At 62.0% G+C, this 15,271-nt stretch carries 13 protein-coding genes; 7 read left to right on the plus strand and 6 right to left on the minus strand.

Going from position 1 to position 15,271, the window contains the following annotated elements; genetic code table 11:
• Window positions 1-53: 53 nt before the first annotated feature.
• A complete protein-coding gene (locus tag ACNAOT_RS06490; protein ID WP_420180468.1) occupies window positions 54-3,158 on the minus strand; it encodes a glycoside hydrolase family 43 protein in 3,105 nt (1,034 codons plus the stop codon).
• A gap of 112 nt (window positions 3,159-3,270) precedes the next feature.
• Here ACNAOT_RS06490 and ACNAOT_RS06495 point away from each other — a divergent pair, with 112 nt between their 5' ends.
• Entirely contained in the window at window positions 3,271-4,572 is a 1,302-nt protein-coding gene (locus ACNAOT_RS06495) for an ABC transporter substrate-binding protein (protein ID WP_420180469.1), read from the plus strand.
• Window positions 4,573-4,653: 81 nt separating this feature from the next.
• Here ACNAOT_RS06495 and ACNAOT_RS06500 read toward each other — a convergent pair whose 3' ends face one another.
• The 5 genes from ACNAOT_RS06500 to sdhC all read right to left on the minus strand — a co-directional run bounded on the left by ACNAOT_RS06500 (window position 4,654) and on the right by sdhC (window position 9,059).
• On the minus strand, window positions 4,654-5,430 hold the full coding sequence (locus ACNAOT_RS06500) for an alpha/beta hydrolase family protein (protein ID WP_420180470.1): 777 nt from the start codon (window positions 5,428-5,430) through the stop codon (window positions 4,654-4,656).
• Between the two features lie 132 nt (window positions 5,431-5,562).
• The gene (locus ACNAOT_RS06505) at window positions 5,563-6,345 is read right to left on the minus strand and encodes a succinate dehydrogenase iron-sulfur subunit (protein WP_011773975.1); all 783 of its coding nucleotides are present in this window, start codon (window positions 6,343-6,345) and stop codon (window positions 5,563-5,565) included.
• Window positions 6,345-8,144, minus strand: coding sequence for a succinate dehydrogenase flavoprotein subunit (gene sdhA, locus ACNAOT_RS06510; protein WP_089594136.1), 1,800 nt, complete (start codon window positions 8,142-8,144; stop codon window positions 6,345-6,347). Before sdhA ends, ACNAOT_RS06505 begins: the two co-directional genes overlap by 1 nt.
• 99 nt (window positions 8,145-8,243) lie before the next feature.
• Window positions 8,244-8,720 carry a succinate dehydrogenase hydrophobic membrane anchor subunit gene (locus ACNAOT_RS06515; RefSeq protein ID WP_420180472.1) on the minus strand — a complete coding sequence of 159 codons (477 nt, stop codon included), beginning with the start codon at window positions 8,718-8,720 and terminating at the stop codon, window positions 8,244-8,246.
• 3 nt (window positions 8,721-8,723) lie between these two features.
• Window positions 8,724-9,059, minus strand: a complete 336-nt coding sequence (gene sdhC / locus ACNAOT_RS06520; RefSeq protein WP_014921082.1) for a succinate dehydrogenase, cytochrome b556 subunit — start codon at window positions 9,057-9,059, stop codon at window positions 8,724-8,726.
• A 300-nt stretch (window positions 9,060-9,359) separates the two neighbouring features.
• Between sdhC and ACNAOT_RS06525 the strand changes: the two genes are divergently transcribed.
• The 6 genes from ACNAOT_RS06525 (at window position 9,360) to ACNAOT_RS06550 (ending at window position 15,212) form a co-directional block, all read left to right on the plus strand.
• Window positions 9,360-10,493, plus strand: a complete 1,134-nt coding sequence (locus ACNAOT_RS06525) for a mannose-1-phosphate guanylyltransferase (protein WP_091466053.1) — start codon at window positions 9,360-9,362, stop codon at window positions 10,491-10,493.
• A 110-nt stretch (window positions 10,494-10,603) separates the two neighbouring features.
• Window positions 10,604-11,809 carry an amidohydrolase gene (locus ACNAOT_RS06530; RefSeq protein WP_091466055.1) on the plus strand — a complete coding sequence of 402 codons (1,206 nt, stop codon included), beginning with the start codon at window positions 10,604-10,606 and terminating at the stop codon, window positions 11,807-11,809.
• 122 nt (window positions 11,810-11,931) lie between these two features.
• Window positions 11,932-12,366: a MarR family winged helix-turn-helix transcriptional regulator gene (locus ACNAOT_RS06535; RefSeq protein WP_420180473.1), complete on the plus strand. Its 435-nt coding sequence runs from the start codon at window positions 11,932-11,934 to the stop codon at window positions 12,364-12,366.
• Between the two features lie 52 nt (window positions 12,367-12,418).
• Complete coding sequence (locus tag ACNAOT_RS06540) at window positions 12,419-12,850, plus strand: organic hydroperoxide resistance protein (RefSeq protein ID WP_091466059.1); 432 nt, start codon at window positions 12,419-12,421, stop codon at window positions 12,848-12,850.
• A complete protein-coding gene (locus tag ACNAOT_RS06545) occupies window positions 12,847-13,860 on the plus strand; it encodes an NADP-dependent oxidoreductase (RefSeq protein ID WP_420180474.1) in 1,014 nt (337 codons plus the stop codon). The genes ACNAOT_RS06540 and ACNAOT_RS06545 overlap by 4 nt, the downstream gene beginning before the upstream one ends.
• Window positions 13,861-14,105: 245 nt before the next feature.
• Complete coding sequence (locus tag ACNAOT_RS06550) at window positions 14,106-15,212, plus strand: BMP family lipoprotein (protein WP_414698783.1); 1,107 nt, start codon at window positions 14,106-14,108, stop codon at window positions 15,210-15,212.
• Window positions 15,213-15,271: the final 59 nt, after the last annotated feature.

Below are 15,271 nucleotides of genomic sequence, written 5' to 3' on the forward strand. Positions count from 1 at the left end.
CGAGGTCCCTTTGCGGTGATATCCCGTAGTGACACTATCCAGCTGCGGCGATGCTAAGGCGCCTTGACCAGCCCCTCCCATGCAACGGCCCAGTCGGCCGGGAATCCGGGCGCGTGCCGGTCCGGTCCGTTGTCCCAGCCTGCGGCCATCAGCGCGACAGCGGCCAGAAGGCCACCATTGCCTGGCAGGTACAGCGGGAGGGAGTCCGTCTGCCGGTTGTGCCCGTTGGGGAGGACGGTATTTTTGCCCGCGCTCAGGAGGAGCGCATCGACAGCGGCCTCCGGGTCCTCGAGTCGTGCGGCCGTCATGGCCATCACGGGGTAGTCCCAACCCCAGGTGCTGCCCCAGTCCCAGTCTGCCAGGACGTCTGAAAGGGTTGCTCTCATGATGGCCGGATCAATGAGATCAGTCTGGGGGAGGACTCCCAGGGCACACAGCATGGATGGATGGTCCGTGCGTATGGTGAACGGTTCGACGTCGATGGCCGCGTATACGCCATCAACCACATGTGGTTGCACCAGGCCATCCGCCACGTCCCCCCATGCCTGTACTGGTTCCAAACCCAGCCGTTCCCGCCAGGCAGTAGCAGTCCGTAGGCCCCACTGCCAGTACGCCAGTTCGAACGTGGGATTAGTGACCTTGGCCCGTAGTGAGCCGTAGCTCTCCTGCGCCGGAATCAGGGGAGGGCCCAGCTCAAACCCCCGCGACGTGGGATGCGCGAAGCTGGCCATGAACCCGGCCGATTCGAAGACGATCTCCGCGAATTCCTCCAACACTTCCCGACTCGGATTGGCGCGGTACACCAGTTCGGCCAGGTGGATGGGGTGGGGCTGCTGCCAGATCAGGAAGGTTCCGATGGGGCTCGGGCTTTCCCGCCCATCCGGTCCTACCTGCTTCGGCCAGCGAACGCCGTCGAATCCTTGCGCTTTCGCCGTCTGCCGCGACGTCTCCAGCACTGTGGAGTACCACCGCAATGACGGCAGGAGCAGTTCTACACGATTCCACTGCGCAAAGTGCGCAGCATGCCACCAGTGCATCTCCAGGTGGAAGCGGCCGCGCCACGAATTGCAGACCAGCCCGGTCTCCTGCGGTGGCAACGAACCCGAGCAATTGATCGCGGTCAGGTATTGCGACAACACGATCCTCCGTTCCAATTCCTTGGCCCTGGGATCATCCGTGGCATTAAGCTCGATCGCCCCTCCTGACGACCAGAAAACAGGCCAATAGGCTGCGGACGCTTCCGCCACACCGAGCGCAGGAGAACGTCCGACGCCGGAACCGGCTTGGGCGTCCATGCTTACTCCCGGCGTGGGTCCGGCGAGCCTGTTGTTGCCTCGGGGGATGCAGTCGCCGTCCCCGACGGACAGGAAAGCAATTGTGACGTCCATGGTGGTGACGGCTGAGGCGGGTGAAACCCGGAGCCGGTGCTGCGCGGCCTGTTCTACTGTCAACTCGCGACCTGTGATGACCACCTGGTAGCGGGAATCGTCCAGCTCGCGTTGAGCTGTCCACGCTGCGGCACCGTCATGCCCGTGTGTGGGGAGCTTCGGGCCTTCGAGGGAGGTGGTGTGGGACTCCGGGTGCTTCCAGTCCGCGGCGTCATGCCATCCCTCGGACCCGTAGGGAAAGTCGACACCTATAACTAAGCCGGCAGCAAGTGCTGGCGACTCCACGCGAATGCCGAGCTCATCCCGGTCGGGGTGGCACGCCGTCGTCACTGTGACGGGATGACCCGCCAGCGTGAAGCGGCTGGTTACTACGCCGGTCCAGAGGTCGAGCGTTTGTTCAGCGTCAGCGATGTCCGCTGGCATGAGGTGACGTTCCACGCCGTCTTCCACCCAACGGAAACCGATACTCCCCAAATCCAGCCGGTGCACGTTCGCCCGGAGCCACGTTTCGGCCAGGGAGGTGTCCGTTTCACGGTCGTTCACGATGTCTCCCACCATGTCCACGTAGGGGACCGGGCCACGGGGTGAATCGTAGAGGACGGTTGAGCCGGCGAGGTCGTAGGGCTGTGGTGCGGGAATCGAGTGCCAGCCCCACTGTGACTGCGTCCCTAGAAGCGTTCCCGGGGGCAAGTCATCACGTGCTCCCACGGGGTAGTGGTTGGGGAACGACTGAAGCCCGGTGAGGTCCACGGTGAAGGCGAATTCTCCGTTACCCACCGACACCGGGCTTCGCGGGTCCAAATTCTGCTGCCGCACGTTGTGTCGCTGGACCAGAGCCTTGCGATCGATGGCGGGGCCAACGAGCGCGGGCTGAGCTGAAGCCAGGGCCACGGTGTCCTTGAGCTCACGGAGCGGGAAAATGGCCGCCCGTTCGTGAGGGCTGTTATTGGGCTGATGAAGGGTGAGGAACAGGCTGCCGTCCAAGGCCCGGCCGATCATGCCATGCCCGCCATCGATGCCCCACAGTGGCTCAGTTTCCTGGGTCCAGGGTCCCAGCACTGTGCCGGATTCGCTCCTGGCAATACCCATGGAATAGCCCTGGTCACCAAAGCTGGACCACAGCATGATGAGCTTGCCGCTACCAAGCCTGAAGAGGAACGGCCCGTCAGTGACATACACGGGGAACTCCTTGTCCCGGGCTGACGGGACATCCAGAGCGCGGGTCCACGGTGCTTGGGACGCGCTGAACAGGAAGATTGGCTCGCCTACGGCGTGCCGCAAATCCGGGCTGAGGCGCTGGGCCATGATGGTGCCGTCCTGGACCTGTTTCCACTCGTGGCAGAAAACCATCCATGGTGCGCCTTCATGGTCAACGTGAAGCGTACCGTCCAGGCACTCCCAATCACGTGGAGTGACGGGACCATCGCTCCACGGTTCGTAGGGACCTTCCGGCTTGGCGGCAGAAAGTACCTGCGTTCCCCGCGAGCGTCCAGGAGCGGTAAACGTCGCAAACATGAAGTAGCGACCTTGATACTCATGCACCTCAGGCGCCCAATACTGTTCCTGGCTCCAGAACCCGTCCGGTGGGCGAAAGGCCTCAATAGGGCCCTCCCACAGCAACAGGTCACTGCTCCGATAGCAGTCGAATCCAGTGGCAGGCCCCGACCAGATGTTCTTGTCGGTGCTTCCGAAGAGCAGGTATTGCCCGGATTCCGGAAGTGTAACCACGTAGGGGTCCCGGATCTGGATATGGTCCAAGTGGTGGGTCAAAGCGTGCTCCTTTGGGCGACCTAAATAGTTCATGGTGAAAACTATTGACGAATATACAGCGTCTTGATACGTTTCAGGAACCGTTTTCTTGAGTCTGAAAGAAGCTTACCCAATGGCGCGTAAATCTCTCCGAAGTATCCGCAAATCCATAGCATTCTTCACGGCAGTAGGCCTGCTTGGGCTTACCACAGGCTGTTCCAGCCCGATGTCCAACCAAGCCGAAGACGGCCTTGTAGAGATCCGGTTTTCGTGGTGGGGCAATGCCACCCGTGCCGAATTGACCAACAAGGCCATCAAGGAGTTCGAGGCCGCTAACCCCAACATCAAGGTGAAGCCGGAGTACGGAGACATCGGAGGCTACTTCGACAAGCTGGCTACCCAAGTCGCTGCAAACGACGCCCCTGATGTCATCACCATGGGTGGTGCCTACCCGGCTGAGTACGCCAACCGTGGCGCACTGCTGGACCTCTCCAAAGTTGAAGGATCCCTCGACCTCTCCAAAATGGACCAGGGGGCCTTGGAAAACGGGCAGGTGCAAAGCAAACAGTACGGTGTCTCCACGGGTGCCAACGCATTGGCCATCGTAGTGAACCCCGCCGTCTTCCAAGCTGCCGGGGTAGCCCTTCCGGATGACAGCAAGTGGTCCTGGGATGACTTCGCCAAGACAGCCGAGGACATCACTGCCAAGAGCCCCAAGGGAACCTACGGGACAGCCACTGTCCTCACGCATGACTCATTGGATGCCTTTGCGCGTCAACGGGGAGAATCCCTGTACACGCAGGATGGCCAGTTGGGACTTGGCAAGGAAACCGTACAGGACTACTTCGATTTCTCCGTCAAACTCAGCGAGTCAGGTGCGGCACCCAGCGCCTCCGAAACCGTAGAGAAGCTCAACGTCAGCACCGAGCAGACACTCATGGGTATGGGGCAGGCCGGCATGATGCTGACCTGGACCAACTCCTTGACCGCGCTCAGCAAAGCATCAGGGGCCGAATTGAAGCTGCTGAAGCTGCCCGGTGAGACTCCCACGCCCGGCATCTGGCTCCAGTCTTCGCAGTTCTACACCATCTCCGCCCGCAGCAAGCACACGGATGCGGCCGCCAAGTTGGTCAGCTTCCTGGTGAACAATGAGGCCGCCGCAAAGATTATCCAGAGTGACCGTGGCGTGCCCAGCAACTCCGGCATGCGCACGGCCATCCAAGACCTGCTGACACCCCAAGGAAAGGTGGAAGCCGCTTACATCGACCAGATCGGCAAGATGGACTTCGCCCCAACGTTCATCGGCCCCACCGGTTCAACCGCCGTCTCCGAGATCACGGCCCGCATCAACACCGAGGTCCTGTTCAAGAGGCTGACCCCGGAGAAAGCTGCCGAGCAGTGGCTCAGCGAAAGCAAGGCGGCCATCGGCAAGTAAGTACCCATCTAGGTCGCAGATAATGCCGTTATGACAGCTCATAACGGCATTATCTGCTACCCAGTTGGGCCGGCAGGGTCATCAGCCAGCGTCGCGGACCTCAAGGTAAGGGTCCGCCCAGGCGCTGATGATCCGCGCAACCCGTGCCGCCTGGCCCTTCCCGGTGAGGAGATGCTCGCTGCCCTCCAAGGAGATGAAACTCCGGGGGTGTCGGGCAGTCCGGAAGATCTCGCTGGCGTTGTCGATTCCCACGGTGTTGTCGGTGGGGGAGTGCATCACCATGAGCGGCTTGTGGAGGGTGCGGATGCAGTCGCGCAGATCGGCGCGTTCCACGTCCTCCACAAAGTGGCGGCGAACCTCCATGGGCCGTCCGCCAAGGTCCACCACCGCGCTGCCATCGCGGAGGATGGACTCGATCTCGGTGTCGAACATGTGCTCAACATGTTTGGGCTCGTAGGGTGCGCCAACCGTCACGACGGCGTTGAGGCCGGGAATGTCGCGGGCTGCGGCCAGCACCGCTGCACCTCCAAACGAGTGGCCCACCAAGAGCGAGATTCCCCGGCCTTGCTCCCGCATGAAGTCCGCAGCCAGGATGGTATCGGCTACCTTGACGCTGAAAGACCCCGCAGACCATTCACCTGCGGAACTGCCCAAGCCCAGGTTGTCGAAGCGCAGCATCCCCACACCTTGCTCCGCGAGTCCTTTGCAGATCCGGGATGCGGCGGGGCTGTCCTTGCCGAGAGTCAGGCCGTGCGAGTACATGCCCCAGCCCCGGACGGGGCCCTCAGGCACGTCTACGACGCCGGCCAGGGTGTCGCCGGTACTTCCCGTGAAGCTGATCTTCTCAGAGCGTGACACGCTGATCTCCTTGCGTTGCGGTGACGGTTGCGGTGTAACCCGGTTACGGATGCGGATTAACGACGACGGCGCCACCCACCATCAGTGGTGAGCGGCGCCGTCGTCGTTTGGTTCCTTGGGGGACCGGCGAAACTAGATCTTGCGGGCCAGGATGGCCTGCTTGACCTCGGCAATTGCCTGGGTCACCTGGATGCCACGGGGGCATGCTTCCGAGCAGTTGAAGGTGGTGCGGCAACGCCACACGCCTTCTTTGTCGTTCAGGATCTCAAGGCGCATGTCGCCGGCGTCATCACGGGAATCGAAGATGAAGCGGTGGGCGTTGACGATCGCAGCCGGGCCGAAGTACTGGCCATCGGTCCAGAAGACCGGGCAGGACGAGGTGCAGGCGGCGCACAGGATGCACTTGGTGGTGTCGTCAAAGCGCTCACGGTCCTCGACGGACTGCAGGCGTTCCTTGGTGGGCTCGTGGCCCTTGTTGATCAGGAACGGCATGACTTCGCGGAAGGACTGGAAGAAGGGTTCCATGTCCACAATCAGGTCCTTCTCCACGGGGAGGCCCTTGATCGGCTCGACGGTGATGGGCTTGGTGGTGTCCAGGTCCTTCAGCAGCGTCTTGCAGGCGAGGCGGTTGCGGCCGTTGATGCGCATGGCATCCGAACCACACACGCCGTGGGCGCAGGAGCGGCGGAAGGAAACGCTGCCGTCAATCTCCCACTTGACCTTGTGGAGGGCATCCAACACGCGGTCCGTGCCGTACATGGTCAGTTTGTAGTCATCCCAGCGTGCTTCGTCCGAGATTTCGGGATCGTAGCGGCGGACACGCAGCGTGATGTGGAAGGTGGGGATTTCACCGTCGCCTGCAACGCTTGCCGGGAGCTCGATCTTGGAAGCGGGCTCTGCCATTTCGGTCGTCATTAGTACTTACGCTCCATCGGCTCGTAACGGGTGAAGATGACGGGCTTCGTCTCAAGACGGATGCCCGCAACAGATTCCGCCGAGGAGTCGACGGTGACGGAAGTGTCCAGGTAAGCCATGGAGTGCTTCATGAACTTCTCGTCATTGCGGTCCGGGAAGTCCTCGCGGTAGTGGCCACCGCGCGACTCTTCACGGTGCAGTGCACCGACGGTCATGACCTTGGCCATGTCCAGCAGGAAGCCCAGTTCCACTGCTTCGAGGAGATCCAGGTTGAAGCGCTTGCCCTTGTCCTGAACGGTAACGTGCTTGTACCGCTCTTCGAAGGAAGCGATGTCGCGGAGGACCTGCTCCAGTGATTCCTTGGTGCGGAACACCTGCATGTTGGCGTCCATGGTGTCCTGCAGTTCCTTGCGGATCTGTGCCACACGCTCGGTGCCGTTGCCGGTGAGCAGGCCGTCCAGGATGCCGCGGGTCATTGCCTCGGGGTCCTCGGGAAGCTCCACGTAGTCAGCTGTCTTGGAGTACTCCGCAGCTGCGATGCCCGCGCGCTTACCGAAGACGTTGATGTCCAGCAGCGAGTTGGTGCCAAGACGGTTGGAGCCGTGGACGGAGACGCAGGCAACCTCACCGGCTGCGTAGAGGCCCGGCACGATTGTGTCGTTGTCCTGCAGCACTTCGGTGGTGATGTTGGTGGGGATGCCGCCCATGGCGTAGTGCGCCGTGGGGAACACGGGAACGGGATCGGTGAACGGTTCCACACCAAGGTAGGTGCGGGCGAACTCGGTGATGTCCGGAAGCTTGGCCTCAATGTGCGCAGGCTCAAGGTGGGTCAGGTCCAGGAGGACGTAGTCCTTGTTCGGACCACAGCCACGGCCTTCGCGTACTTCGTTGGCCATTGCGCGTGCCACGATGTCACGGGGTGCGAGGTCCTTGATGGTGGGGGCGTAACGCTCCATGAAGCGCTCACCCTCCGAGTTACGCAGGATGGCACCTTCACCACGCGCACCCTCGGTAAGGAGGATGCCCAGGCCGGCGAGGCCGGTCGGGTGGAACTGGAAGAACTCCATATCTTCCAGGGGGATGCCGCGGCGGAACGCGATGCCCATGCCATCACCGGTGAGGGTGTGTGCGTTGGACGTGGTCTTGAAGACCTTGCCGGCGCCGCCGGAGGCGAACACCACGGACTTGGCCTGGAAGACGTGCAGTTCACCGGAGGCGAGGTCGTAGGAAACCACACCGGCAACACGCTTCTGCTTGTACGGGGTTCCGTCTTCGCGTACTGCGTCTTCTTCGACGATCAGCAGGTCAAGGACGTAGTACTCGTTGTAGAACTCAACGTTGTGCTTGACGCAGTTTTGGTACAGCGTCTGCAGGATCATGTGACCCGTACGGTCCGCTGCATAGCAAGCACGGCGGACGGGTGCCTTGCCGTGGTCACGGGTGTGGCCACCGAAGCGGCGCTGGTCAATCCGGCCCTCGGGCGTGCGGTTGAACGGCAGACCCATCTTTTCCAGGTCCAGCACGGCGTCGATGGCTTCCTTCGCCATGACCTCGGCTGCGTCCTGGTCAACCAGGTAGTCGCCACCCTTGATGGTGTCAAAGGTGTGCCATTCCCAGTTGTCTTCTTCGACGTTGGCCAGTGCTGCGCACATTCCACCCTGGGCTGCACCTGTGTGCGAGCGGGTGGGGTAGAGCTTGGTCAGTACCGCGGTGCGTGCTCGCTGACCGGATTCGATCGCGGCGCGCATGCCGGCGCCACCTGCACCGACAATGACGACGTCGTACTTATGGACCTGCATACCAGATGCTCTCTCTTTCAAAAATTCAGATGGTCGGCGGAGGCTGCTCCGCTACGTCAGGCGAACCGGCTTACTCCAGGGAGCGGCCGGAAGGCGCCGCTACGGGGCCGGGCAGAAACCGCCAGGCAACTGAACGCCGTCGACGACGGGGCACGGGTTGAAGGTGAAGATCACCAGCGTGCCGAGGATGATGATGACCAGGGTGGCCGCGTAGAGGACCATCTTGAGCCAGAAGCGCGTGGAATCCTTCTCGGCGTAGTCGTTGATGATGGTGCGGACGCCGTTGGTGCCGTGCAGCATGGCAAGCCACAGCATGGCAAGGTCCCAGAAGTGCCAGAAGGGATCGGCCCACTTGCCGGCAACGAAGCCGAAGTCGATTGCATGGATGCCCTCGCCCACCAGCAGGTTTACGAACAGGTGGCCGAAGATCAGCACCACCAGGACGATGCCGGAGAGACGCATGAAGAGCCAGGCGATCATTTCGAAGTTGCCACGGCTGGAGCCGGTGCGGTTGTACTTCGGAGCGATCTTCCCGGAGCCGATTTTTCCGCTGCGTGGGGATTCGATGGTTGTCATGGCTTAGTGGCCTCCCAGCGCGAGGGAAAGGTGGCGGATGGCGAAGCCTGCGAACGTGACAAGCCACAGCGCAAGCACGACCCACAGCAACTGGCGCTGGTACTTCGCGCCCTTCTTCCAGAAGTCGATGGCGATCACGCGCAGGCCGTTGAAGGCGTGGAAAATGATCGCGGCGACCAGGCCCGTTTCACCCAGGGCCATGAGGGGGTTCTTGTATGCGCCAATGACGGCGGTGTAGGCCTCAGGGGACACGCGCACCAATGAGGTGTCCAGCACATGGACCAACAAGAAGAAAAAGATCACTACACCTGTAATGCGGTGTCCAACCCAGGACCACATGCCTTCACGGCCGCGGTACAAGGTGCCAGCTGGTTTTGTCGGCACTGATTAAACCTTCCTGCAACACAGCGGCGCTGGCATGGGATCCACGCGGGGGGAACGCCTGCTGCGAGAGCACTCGTAGCTCACGCCTAAATCTAGGCTTCGCTAACAGCATATTCAATTTAGGACGGGCTTCTCTGCTTGTTAATTCCATGTTTCCTGCCGATATTCAGGCGATTTTCGGCACTGCCTGAGACGAACGCCACACGTGTGTCCTGCTGCGGGGGCTTGCCGCCCGGCACAGGATAAAGTGTTGCGGTGAGTACAGAAGACGCGAAATACCCGGAATCGCCATTGAACCGCTTCCATGCGGTTATTCCGGCGGGCGGTGTGGGGACCCGGCTATGGCCACTCTCGCGTGCCGCTGCGCCCAAGTTCCTCCACGACCTGACCGGTTCCGGCAGCACGTTGTTGAGGGCTACCTATGACCGCCTGGAACCTTTGGCTGGTGAACGGGTCCTTGTTGTTACCGGCGAAGCGCACCGCGCCGCCGTGTGCCGCCAGCTCCCCGAAGTTGGGGATGACGAGTTGGTGTTGGAAAGTGAGCCCAAGGACTCCGGTGCCGCCATCGGGCTCGCCGCAGCCATCCTTTACCGACGCGATCCGGACACCATCATGGGGTCCTTTGCCGCGGACCAGGTCATCAGCCCGGACGATCTCTTCCAGGAGACCGTGCGCGAGGCGATCTTTACTGCGGCCACCGGCAAGATCGTCACCATCGGCATCAAGCCGACCCATCCCTCCACTGGATTCGGGTACATCCGCTCCGGTGCGGCACTGAATGTTGAGGGCGCCCCGAATGCGCTTGCTGTCGCGGAGTTCGTCGAGAAGCCCAGCCAGGAAGTAGCCAACAAGTACGTCGAAGCCGGGGATTACGTCTGGAATGCCGGCATGTTCGTTGCTCCGGTGGCTCTTATGCTCAAGCACCTTGAGGCCAACCAGCCGGAGCTGTTCAAGGGCCTTCAGGAAATCGCCGACGCTTGGGACACGCCGCAGCGCTCGGAAGTGACGTCGCGCGTGTGGCCCACGTTGCCGAAAATCGCCATCGATTACGCCGTGGCTGAGCCCGCAGCGGAAGCTGGAGACGTCGCCGTCGTGCCTGGCACTTTCCGTTGGGACGACGTCGGCGACTTCGCCGCGATCGGGCGCCTCAACAACGCAGGCGACGTCGACGAAGTAACGGTGCTTGGCGAGGGCGCACGCGTCTTCGCGGAGAACGCCAGCGGCGTGGTGGTGTCCGATACCAAGCGCGTCATCGCGTTGATCGGTATCAAGGACGTGGTCATTGTGGACACGCCGGACGCACTTCTGGTCACCACCAAGGAACACGCCCAACTGGTCAAGGGCACTGTTGACGCCCTTAAAGCCAGTGGAGACACGGACGTGCTGTAAAGCAATTGCTTATACCGTGAGCCACCTCTTTGGTTGTCCTGCGTCTGAACGCAGCGTAACCAAGAGGTGGCTTTCGTTCTTCGGGTGCCGCGCATGGCTAGAGTTGTGACGTGCGCAATTACACGACTGAAACCGAGCCCGCTCCCGTTGTGAGTCCTTGGGTTGATGAACTGCTTCCCGGACTCATCGACTTCCGGCGTGACCTCCATGCGCACCCCGAGCTTTCCTTCAAGGAGTTCCGCACCACCGACAAGCTGGTGGAGCGCCTTGAAGCAGCCGGGCTGAAGCCGCGGCGCCTGGAGGAGACCGGACTGACGGTGGACGTGGGCGAGGGCCCCATTGCCACGGCCCTTCGCGGGGATATCGACGCACTGCCGATCATTGAGGAAACCGGCCTGCCGTTCGCGTCGAAGAACCATGGTGTCACCCACGCTTGCGGCCACGACGTCCACACCACTGCCATGCTCGGCATCGCCCTCACGCTGCAACGGATGCACAAGAACAATCCGCTGGGGGGCACGGTCCGGATTATCTTCCAGCCTGCCGAGGAAACCATGCCGGGCGGCGCACTGTCCTGCATTGAGCAGGGAGTGCTTGAAGGCGTGCCGCGTATCCTGGCGCTGCACTGCGATCCCCGGATCAACGTGGGCCAGATCGGTACCCGCATCGGTGCCATTACCTCCGCCTCGGACACCATCAAGATTGAGCTCTCCGGACGCGGCGGACACACGTCGCGGCCGCACCTCACCGAGGACCTCGTCTTCGCGTTGGCGCAAATAGCGGTCAACGTCCCGGCTGTCCTTTCTCGTCGAGTGGATGTCCGCAGTGGCGTATCGGTGGTGTGGGGGCAAATTTCGGCCGGCTCCGCACCGAATGCCATCCCGGGCTCCGGCTACATGGCCGGAACCATGCGTTGCCTGGACCGCGATGCCTGGCATAGCGCGGGGGAGTTGTTGGACGACGTCGTCAGGCAGGTCGCCGCGCCCTACGGCGTGGACGTCCATCTTGAACACACCCGCGGCGTGCCGCCCGTGGTGAACTCCGAGCATGAAACGGCCCTCATCGAAGCCTCTGCCCGCGCGGAACTCGGCGAAAACGCTGTGGTCCTCACTCCGCAGTCCATGGGTGGCGAGGACTTCGCCTGGTTCCTGGCCGACTTGCCAGGGGCCATGATGCGCCTGGGCACGCACACCCCCGGTGGCGAAGAGTACGACCTCCACCGTGGCGACTTCATCGTTGACGAGCGCGCACTCGGCTACGCCATCCGCGTGCTGACGGCCGCTGCCCTCCGCACCATCCGCGACCTCGAACAGTAAACCCAACTGAGTCGCATTTAAGCGCGTTTTGAGCTGTCAGAACGCGCTTAAATGCGACTCAGTCGGGTGCGGGCGGCCGGGGTAGGTTGTGCACAATTGAATTGTGCACTATCGTTTTAGTCATGAGTGATGCACCCCGCCTCCGCCACCAGGTCTGCTTTGCGCTGTACTCGGCATCCAAAGCGGCGACGGCGGTCTACCGTCCTGTGCTGGAGGACCTTGGCCTGACCTACCCGCAGTACCTGGTGATGCTGGTCCTCTGGGAGCAGGAACCGCGCAGCGTCCGCGAACTCGGTGCTGAACTGGGCCTCGACTCCGGCACCCTATCGCCCCTGCTCAAACGGCTGGAGGCCATGGGGCTGGTGGAACGCCACCGCTCGGCCGAAGATGAGCGCCGGGTGGACGTGGTCCTCACCGAGGCAGGCACCGCCTTAAGTGCCCAGGCCCAGGCTGTGCCCAAGCGTCTCGCAGACGCCGCCGGCCTATCGCCCGATGAAATCGAGCAGCTACACGCAACGCTCGGCAAGCTCACGGCAGCGCTGAACAGCTCACTCTGACAAACCTCCGGAAAATCCCGGGACATCCATTCCCAAAGAGAACGGAAACACCATGAAGACTCTTTACACCGCCGAGGCACTGGCATCCGGCGAAGGCCGCGACGGCAACGCCCGCACCAACGACGGCAAGCTGGACGTCGCCCTCGCCAGCCCCGTGGAACTCGGGGGCAACGGCGAAGGAACCAACCCTGAGCAGCTGTTCGCAGCCGGCTACGCCGCGTGCTTCCACTCGGCTTTGCGACTCGTGGGTCGCAAGGAACGCGTTGACCTCAGCGACTCGGCCGTTGCCGCCAAAGTCCACTTCGGTGCGCTGACGGACAGCGAAGGATATGGACTGGCCGCCGAACTGGAAATCGCGCTGCCTGCCCTGGACCGCGGTACTGCGGAGCAGTTGATGGCCAAGGCGCACCAGATCTGCCCCTACTCCAACGCAACGCGCGGCAATATGGCCGTAGACCTCAAGCTCGTGGAGTTCGCAGCATGAGCGCCTTGGCAACCGAAACCCGCGAAATTCAGCTTGCCTCCCGCCCGGTCGGCCGCCCTGCTCCGGAGAACTTCCGGCTGGCAACAGCGACGCTACCCGAGCTCGCGGAGGGCCAGCTCCTGGTGAAGAACCAGTTCATGTCCGTGGATCCCTACATGCGCGGCCGCATGAATGACGTCAAGTCGTACTCGGCGCCGTTCCGCCTGGATGCAGCGCTCGACGGCGGCGCGGTAGGTGAGGTCATCGCGTCCCGTTCGGACGCGCACAAGGTGGGTGACGTCGTCGTGCATCAACTTGGCTGGCGCGAGCACGTGGTGGTGGACGCCGCCGCGACTACGCCGGTTCCGTCGGGGTTGGCCCCCACTTCGGCGTTCCTTGGCGCGCTTGGCATGACAGGCCTGACCGCCTATGCCGGGTTGCTGAAGGTCGCTGAGTTCAAAGAGGGCGACGTGGTCTTCGTGTCCGGGGCGGCAGGTGCGGTCGGCTCGATGGTTGGCCAGATCGCCAAGGCCATGGGTGCTTCCAGGGTCATCGGCAGCGCCGGATCGCCGGAGAAGGTTGCCCGCTTGCTGGAGCTCGGCTTCGATGCTGCGTTCAACTACAACGATGCTCCCGTTCTGGACCAACTGAAGGAAGCAGCGGGGGAGCGCGGCATTGACGTCTACTTCGATAACGTCGGTGGCGAGCACCTCGAAGCAGCACTTGCCACGCTCACGGTTGGCGGCCGTGTAGCAATGTGCGGTGCGATTGCCCAGTACAACTCCACGGAGCCCCCGGTGGCGCCGCGGAACCTGGCTGTGGCCATCGGCAAGCAGCTCACCCTGCGCGGATTCCTGGTGGGCGGGCAGCGACAGCACGCCCCCGAGTTCGCGCAGAAGATGGCCGGCTGGCTGGCCGATGGGTCCGTCAGCTACGACGAAACAATCGTGGACGGACTGGAGAATGCACCGCAGGCATTCATGGACCTGTTGGACGGTGCGAACACCGGAAAGATGCTGGTTCGCCTCTAGTTCACGCGTGAAACGCGTGTGACTTGCGCACCCGGCTACTGCTTGGTAACAAAAGGTCAACAATCTGACCTGGAGTGATCATTTGTGGTAGCTGGGTGTGTTGCAGGCCACTAGTGTTGGTTTCATCAATGCGCTTCGGCGCAGCTGCGAGCATCAGTGAAAACAGAATTTCTGCCTCAGGTATAGGAAACGGACACTCATTGACCATCCGTCGTAGCGCCAATCACTTTCTTCCTGGAGGAAAATTGAAGAAACCACTGCGTGCCACCCTGAAGCGCGGTTCAATGGCCGGTGTTGCCACCCTCGGTGCAGCAGCGCTCCTGCTGACCAGCTGCGGCCAGGCTCCCGACGCCGGATCCGGCGGGGCGACCAAGAGTGACTTTACTGGCTGCATCGTGTCGGACTCCGGCGGATTCGACGACCAGTCCTTCAACCAGTCCTCGTTCGAGGGACTCAAGAAGGCAGAGTCTGATTTGGGCATCACGGTAAAGTCGGCCGAATCCAAAGCCAACAGCGACTTTGAAACCAACCTCAACGGCATGATCTCCGCAGGCTGTAACCTCACTGTCACGGTTGGCTTCCTTTTGGGCGATGCCACTAAGGCCGCCGCAGAGAAGAACACCGACAAGCACTTCGCGATCGTCGACTACACGTACGAAACTCCGATCGCCAACGTCAAGCCGATCGTCTATGACACGGCCCAGGCTGCATACCTTGCAGGCTACGCGGCTGCAGCTACCACCAAGACCAACAAGGTGGGTACCTTCGGCGGCATCAAGATCCCCACGGTTACCATCTTCATGGACGGCTTCTACGACGGCGTACAGGCCTACAACAAGGCCAAAGGCAAGTCAGTACAGGTTGTTGGCTGGGACAAGAACACCCAGGACGGTTCGTTCACGGGCGACTTTGAGAAGCAGGACACCGGCAAGCAGGTCACCATCAACCTGCTGGACCAGGGCGCGGACATCATCATGCCCGTAGCCGGACCGGTTGGTAAGGGTGCAGGTGCTGCTTTGAAGGAAGCCAAGGCTGCCGGCAAGGACGTCAAGCTCATCTGGGTTGACTCCGATGGCTACCTCACCGCTCCCGAGTACAAGGACCTGATGCTGACCTCCGTGGTCAAGCAGATGGGCGAAGCTGTTGAAGCCGTGGTGAAGGACGACACGGAAGGCAAGTTCAACAACGAAGCCTACGTCGGAACGTTGGAGAACGATGGCGTTGCCCTCGCTCCGTTCCACGATCTCGACTCCGCTGTCACCGCTGAAACCAAGTCCGAGCTCGATGCCCTAAAGGCTGACATCGTCTCCGGCAAGCTGGTTGTCGAATCGGCAGCGAGCCCCAAGAAGTAAATCAATTCCTGGACGCGCCGCCAGTACCGAGTCCCGGTACTGGCGGCGCGTTTTTGCCC

The sequence above is a fragment of the Paenarthrobacter sp. TA1.8 genome (assembly GCF_048595705.1).
GTDB classification, from domain to species: domain Bacteria; phylum Actinomycetota; class Actinomycetes; order Actinomycetales; family Micrococcaceae; genus Arthrobacter; species Arthrobacter nitroguajacolicus.

Excerpts from the sequence above, each read along its gene's own strand:
- ACNAOT_RS06515 (WP_420180472.1), bottom strand. The coding sequence starts at position 8,720 with ATGACAACCATCGAATCCCCACGCAGCGGAAAAATCGGCTCCGGGAAG.
- ACNAOT_RS06535 (WP_420180473.1), top strand. The coding sequence starts at position 11,932 with ATGAGTGATGCACCCCGCCTCCGCCACCAGGTCTGCTTTGCGCTGTAC.
- sdhA (WP_089594136.1), bottom strand. The coding sequence starts at position 8,144 with ATGCAGGTCCATAAGTACGACGTCGTCATTGTCGGTGCAGGTGGCGCC.
- ACNAOT_RS06495 (WP_420180469.1), top strand. The coding sequence starts at position 3,271 with ATGGCGCGTAAATCTCTCCGAAGTATCCGCAAATCCATAGCATTCTTC.
- sdhC (WP_014921082.1), bottom strand. The coding sequence starts at position 9,059 with ATGTGGTCCTGGGTTGGACACCGCATTACAGGTGTAGTGATCTTTTTC.
- ACNAOT_RS06505 (WP_011773975.1), bottom strand. The coding sequence starts at position 6,345 with ATGACGACCGAAATGGCAGAGCCCGCTTCCAAGATCGAGCTCCCGGCA.
- ACNAOT_RS06540 (WP_091466059.1), top strand. The coding sequence starts at position 12,419 with ATGAAGACTCTTTACACCGCCGAGGCACTGGCATCCGGCGAAGGCCGC.
- ACNAOT_RS06545 (WP_420180474.1), top strand. The coding sequence starts at position 12,847 with ATGAGCGCCTTGGCAACCGAAACCCGCGAAATTCAGCTTGCCTCCCGC.